This window comes from Stenotrophomonas sp. yr243 (genome assembly GCF_900184195.1).
Lineage (GTDB): Bacteria > Pseudomonadota > Gammaproteobacteria > Xanthomonadales > Xanthomonadaceae > Stenotrophomonas > Stenotrophomonas lactitubi.
Genome location: NZ_FXWT01000007.1, coordinates 1 through 6,795, shown reverse-complemented (window position 1 = coordinate 6,795; position 6,795 = coordinate 1). Strand labels below are relative to the sequence as shown.

2 protein-coding genes are annotated in these 6,795 nt (G+C 62.4%); both read left to right on the top strand.

The window, feature by feature from the left end:
• Positions 1 to 2,075: amino acid adenylation domain-containing protein (locus QOL57_RS21395; protein ID WP_283401543.1), on the top strand; the 2,075-nt coding region annotated here is incomplete at its 5' end.
• A partial coding sequence (locus QOL57_RS21390; RefSeq protein WP_283401542.1) for a non-ribosomal peptide synthetase occupies positions 2,072 to 6,795 on the top strand: 4,724 nt, incomplete at its 3' end. The genes QOL57_RS21395 and QOL57_RS21390, both read left to right, overlap by 4 nt.

The following is a 6,795-nucleotide window of genomic DNA, read 5'->3' as shown; positions in this document are numbered from 1 at the left end:
TCGGAACCGTCGTCCAGGTCGTGCAAGGCCTGGATGCAGCGAGAATTGCAGCCTACTTTGCACAGGCGCTGGAGTCGCTCGCGCACGCGCTGGAGAAACAGCCACAGCAGCCCGTTCACACATTGGAGATACTGCCAGCTGCCGAGCGCGAGACACCTTTCGTAACCGACGCCGCACCGCAGCTGATGGGGGAGCGCACCATCACGGCCTGTTTCGAAGCCGTTGCTGTACGCCAGCCTGACCAGGCCGCAGTCGTCATGGCAGGCCAGACCCTGAGCTTTGACCAGCTCAACCGGCGCGCCAACCAGCTGGCCCATGCAATACACGCCATGGGCGTCATTCCGGGCGAACGTGTGGCAATCTTCTCGGCACGCGGCGTAGAGCTTCTCATCGCGGTACTGGCAGTGCTCAAGGCTGGTGCGGCGTATGTTCCGCTGGATCCCGCTCATCCGGTGTCGCGTATCGGTTACATGCTTGCCGATAGCACTCCTTCCGCGGTACTGAGTACCGCCGCAGCCGCTCCATTGCTGCAATCGCTCGCATTGACGGTGCCCGTGGTCCTCCTCGACGACGCCACGCATGCATCGCAGGCAGAGTGCAATCCACAACAGGAGTCACTGACGTCGCACAACTTGGCGTATGTCATCTACACCTCCGGTTCCACCGGACAGCCGAAAGGGGTGATGGTCGAGCATCACTCGGTAATCCGCCTCTGGCAAGGCTTGAATGCCGAGGTTTTCGCCCATTGTCCGGGTGTCGACCGCGTTTCCATGAACGCATCGCTGTCCTTCGATGCATCGGTCCAGATGTGGATTCAGCTGCTTTCCGGCCGCTGCGTGGTGCTGATTCCCCAAGAGGTCCGGCTGGATGCCGATGCGCTGCTGTCATACATCGACGTACACGCCATCGACGTGCTCGACTGCACGCCAGCGCAACTGGATGGCCTACTGGAGGCGGGCTTGCTGGACGGTCACCGTGCCCATCCGGATGCGGTGCTTGTGGGCGGTGACGTACTCACTGCGACCACATGGCGGCAACTGCAGCAATCGCCCCGCGTGCAGTTCTTCAACGTCTATGGCCCCACCGAATGTACGGTAGACGCCACCGTGGCTCGAATCCGTGCCGATTCAGGTCGACCGAACATCGGCCATCCCCTCCCGCAGGTCAAGGTGTGCCTGCGCGATCGGCTGGGGAGGCCGGTGCCACGTGGCGTTACCGGCGAGATCCTATTGGGGGGAGGGCAGCTAGCCCGCGGCTATCTGGGCCAGCCGACATTGACCGCTGAGCGCTTCGCGGAAGATCTTGCAGCCGTAGGCGCCCACCAGGCCGCACCGGGACCTGAGCGGTTGTACCGGACCGGCGATCTGGCGCGTCTGCTGGAAGACGGTTCGTATGAATACCTCGGAAGAAACGATCACCAAGTCAAGATCCGAGGCGTGCGAATCGAGCTCGGCGAAGTCGAATCACAACTGCTGCTGCACCCCGGAATCGATCAGGTCGTCGTTACCGCGCGTGGGGACTACCCGGGCGACCGCCGCCTGGTCGCTTACTTCACGTCCACGGCCGCCGCGCCTCCGTTAGCCGCTGAGCTCAGGGAGATGCTGGCCAGTCATCTGTCCGAGCCGATGGTGCCCTCCGCGTTCGTTTTGATGCCGCACTGGCCACTCAGCCCGAATGGCAAGATTGATCGCAAGGGCTTGCCGGTCCCAAATACTGAGTCCATGTCCGCACGTTGCAATGAGCCGCCGCGAGGCGACGCTGAGACGGCTGTAGCGCAGATCTGGCAGGACGTGCTTGGCTTGCCGCAGATCGGACGGTACGACCGGTTCTTCGAACTCGGCGGGCACTCTCTGTCGGCGATCCAGGTGGTAGTCCGCCTGCGTCGAAAGTTCGACGTGGAGATCCCCATGGCCGATTTGTTCGCACACAGCACCGTGGAGACACTGGCGCGTCACGTCGTGGACTTACTGATGGCGAAGATCGGTGAAGAGGACATGGCCCGGCTCAGCGATGGCTTGGATGATCTGTCGGAAGCCGAATTGCTGGATCTGCTGGAAAAGGAAGATCAACGGTGACAACCCAGAATGACGGTCGGGCCGACGCGTTGCGCCGGGAGCTCCTTCAGCGTCGACTACTGAAGGCATCACAGGAGCGTCAGGTAAGCGGGCAGCAGGTAATCGAACGGGCGGATCGAAGCGCGCCGCTACCGCTATCTTGGTCGCAGCAGCGGTTGTGGTTCATCGATCAGCTTGACCCCGCAGCGAGTGCCGCCTATCACTTGGCGTCGGCCGCCCGACTGAGCGGCACGCTGGACCGAGATGCCCTGCAGACCGCGCTGGACCGCATCATTTTCCGCCATGAGAGCCTTCGGTCCCGCTTCGTCACACTGGGCGACGCACCGGTACAAGTGATCGACGCTCCCGAGACCGGCTTTACCTTGGTTGACCACGACCTTTCGTGCGATGACGTCAAAGGACGCGAGCAGCGGGTGGCGGACATAGCTGCAGCTGAGGCATCGGCGCACTTTGATCTGAGCAATGGGCCGCTGGTGCGCGGACGGCTGTTGCGATTGGCTGAACATGAGCATGTTCTTCTTGTCACGCAGCATCACATCGTCTCGGATGGGTGGTCAATGGGTGTCTTCACCCATGAGCTGCAGGCGCAGTACATCGCTGCCGTAGAGGGCAATGGCGATCCGCTGTCGCCCTTGCCATTGCAGTATGCAGACTACGCGACGTGGCAGCGGAGCTGGCTCAAACATGACGCACTGGCGCATCAGGTCGACTTCTGGCGGAACCACCTTGCCGACGCGCCTGCATTGATCGGGCTGCCGACCGATCGTCCCCGTCCAGCGGTGCAGAGCTTTCGCGGTGAGACTGTCGCAGTGCACATACCTGCCGCCCTGACCAACGCGCTGAAACAATTGTCGCAGCGGCACGGTACAACGCTGTTCATGACGCTACTGGCCGGTTGGGCCACGCTGCTGTCGCGCTGGAGCGGGCAATCCGATCTGGTGATTGGCACCCCGGTTGCCAACCGATCGCGGCCCGAACTGGAGCCGATGATCGGTTTCTTCGTCAATACCCTGGCGATGCGGATCAGGCTTGACGACGATCTCAGCGTCGCTGCGCTGCTGGCCCAGATCAGGGCTACCACACTTGCCGCTTATGGACACCAGGACGTACCGTTCGATCAGGTCGTGGAGGCAGTGAAGCCTGCCCGCAGTCTGTCTCATGGCCCCTTGTTCCAGGTGATGTTGTCGCTGGACAACACGGCCGGGGGGGAGCCACGTGCGCTCGGCGATCTTGTGCTTGAACCGCTGCAGATCGACCAAGTCACGGCACACTTCGATCTCTCCTTGGCCTTGGCAGAGCGTGCCGGTGAGATCTGCGGCGTAGCTCAGTTCGCCAGTGACCTCTTCGATGCCGATAGCGTGAAGCGGCACGTCGCTGCATTTTCAATTGTCCTCTCGGCGATGGTGGCCGATGATTCGCAGCCGATCATCGGGCTCCCCGTCATGTCGGAGCGTGAGCGGAAGCAGCTCCTGGTCGACTTCAATCCCCCTGCTCAGCACGTTGCCCCGGCACCGTTGCTACATCGGGAGTTCGAGGATCAGGTCGAGCGGTCACCAGGCGCCATCGCGGTGATGTTCGAGAACACGTCCCTGACCTATGCCGAGCTGGATTGCCGAGCCAACCAGTTGGCACACGCTTTGCGCGCCCACGGAGCAGGGCCGGATCTGCGCGTGGCCCTGTGCGTGGAGCGCAGCGTCGACATGATTGTCGGCGTACTGGGCATTCTCAAGGCAGGCGCTGCCTACGTCCCGTTGGATCCAGCCTATCCTGACGCCCACCTGTCCTACCTACTGCAGGACAGCAATCCCCTCGCGTTGGTAACCCAGCCCCTGCTGCACGAACGGCTCGCGACACTTGCACCCTCCTTGCCTGTGATGGATATCCGGGATGTGCTGCTCCGAAATCTCTCCACGCAACCTCCGATCGTTCCTGGCTTGGAGGCTCACCACCTGGCTTATGTGATTTACACCTCAGGTTCAACCGGGCGACCGAAAGGGGTGATGGTCGAGCACGGCAACATCGTGCACCTATGGCTGGGACTGCGCAGCGACGTCTTCGGCGCGATGGAGGCGACGTTGCGGGTCGCACTCAACGCCAGTTGCTCGTTCGACGCATCGATGCAGATGATTGTGCAACTGCTGTCCGGGCATTGCCTCATCCTGGTGCCGGATGTGCTGCGCTCCAACGGAGATGCAATGGTGCGCTTCCTGGCCCAGCACCGTGTGGACGCTCTGGACTGCACGCCCGCCCAGCTTGAACTGATGTTTGATGCGGGGCTGTGCAGCGGAAGCACGTACGCTCCTGTCGCGGTGCTGGTCGGGGGCGATGCCATCCCGGATGTGCTCTGGAAACGTATGGCCGCGGCAAAGGCAACGCGCTTCTTCAACGTGTATGGCCCCACCGAGTGCACAGTCGATGCCACGCTCGCGTGCGTCGATCAGGCAGGGATGCAGCCGCACATCGGCCGTCCGCTCGCGAATACGCGCATCTACGTATTGGACGGGCGTGGCCAGCCTGTACCCATCGGCACAGTCGGTGAAATCCATATCGGTGGCACTCAAGTGGCCCGTGGCTATCTGGACCGGCCTGACTTGACTCGCGAACGATTCGCTGTGGACCCGTTCATCGATACCCCATCGGCGCGGCTCTATCGCACCGGTGACCTGGCGCGCTGGCGTGCCGATGGTACGTTGCAGTATCTGGGTCGCAACGATTCCCAAGTGAAGATCCGGGGGTTTCGCATTGAGCCTGGGGAAATCGAGTCACAGCTGGTGTCCTGTGACGGTGTTGCCGAGGCTGTCGTCATTGCTCGCGAAGATTTTCCGGGTGACCGACGGCTGGTCGCATACGTGCGCGCTGAGGCCCACCAGAAAATAGTCGCCGCCGACCTGCGCGACCGTCTGCTGTCTCACCTTGCCCCGCATATGGTCCCGTCGGCATTCGTGCAGATCGAGGCATGGCCGTTAACGCGCAATGGCAAGCTGGACCGTAGTGCTTTGCCTGCTCCCAATGCGGCCTCGATCGCGCTGCGTGCCTATCAGGCGCCCGATGGCCAGGCAGAGCACGCGGTCGCTGCGACGTGGAAGGCCGTGCTCGGGGTGGAGGGGATAGGGCGCCAGGACAATTTCTTCGAACTTGGCGGGCACTCGCTGCTGGTCGTAGCGGTCATCGAACGACTACGCCAGCAGGGCCTTCATGCCGAGGTACGGTCGCTGTTTACTGCCCCCACGCTGGCTGGCTTTGCCGCCACGCTGGGCACGGGCTCACTTGCGCTGGATGCGCCAGACTATACGCTGGATGCGCAGGGGAGGATCACCCCTCAACACCTGCCGCTAGTAGCGCTGGAGCAGGAGCAGATCGATGCTCTGGTCGGCACGATTCGTGGAGGTGCGCCGTCGATTCAGGACATATACCCACTGGGCCCCTTGCAGCAAGGCGTGTTGTTCCACAGCCTGCTCGATAGTGAGGGCGATACCTATCTGATGCGCACGATCGTGCAGTTCGATGACGCACAGCGGCTTCATTCGTTTCTCACCGCGCTGGGCCAGGTCATTGCGCGGCACGACATTCTTCGCAGCTCGATGCACTGGGAAGGCTTGCCAACGCCGGTGCAGGTGGTCCATCGTCAGGCGCGGATGCCTGTCGAGGTGCTACATCTCGCAAAAGGTGATGCCGAGACGCAGCTGCGCGATCTCATCGATCCACGCCGCATGCGCCTGGATCTTGGCCAAGCGCCATTGGTAAGGGCATTCACCGCTACCGATCCGCACGGCGACGGTCACTGGCTGGTGCTGCTGTCCCATCACATCGTCTGTGACCACGTTACCCTCGAGTTGCTGATGCAGGAGGTCCAGACCTTACTGTACGCCCCCTCTACGCCGCTGCCGATCGTCGTGCCTTACCGGAACTTCATCGCCAGCACGCTTGCCTCCTCCGAAAGCACGCACGAGCCATACTTCCGTGCGCAGTTGGCCGACGTTCTTGAGCCCACTGCGCCTTTCGGCGTGTTTGATGTCCGCGGCAATGGACGGGAACTCACCGAGTTCACCGTGGCGCTTTCTGATTCGCTTAGCCAGAAGCTGCGGCATCACACCCGCCTACTGGGCGTCACCCCGGCTGCGCTTTTCCACCTCGCCTGGGGTCTGGTGCTGGCACGCTGTTGTGGGCGCGATGACGTGGTATTTGGCACGGTACTCTCCGGGCGGCTGCAAGGCGTTGAAGGTGCGGACCAGCTATTGGGCATGTTCATCAACACGCTGCCGGTGCGCATCCAACTGCGGGGGAGGGGAGTGCGCGCCGCGGTAATGGAGACCCATGTCCGCCTGAGTGAGCTGCTGGACCATGAGCAGGCCTCGCTGACGTTGGCTCAGCGCTGCAGCGGCGTTTCAGCGGAGCTTCCCCTGTTCACCTCGCTGTTGAACTATCGGCACAACGCTGTTGCAACGGACGCCACATGGCCGGGGGTCCACTTCGTCCGCGGCGAAGAGCGCACGAACTTCCCGCTCGTCATGTCGATCAACGACTCCGGGCAGACCTTCTCGATGACCGCCCAGGCTGTTGTGGGCCTGGATCCTCATCGACTTTCCGACTGGTTGGCGCATGGGCTTGCCGCGCTGGCGCACGCGCTGGAGCAGCAGCACGATCTGCCGGTGTTGGAACTGCAGCTGGCAACGGCGGAAGAGTCGAGGCAACGGCAGCAGGCATTGCTGGCCACCACTCG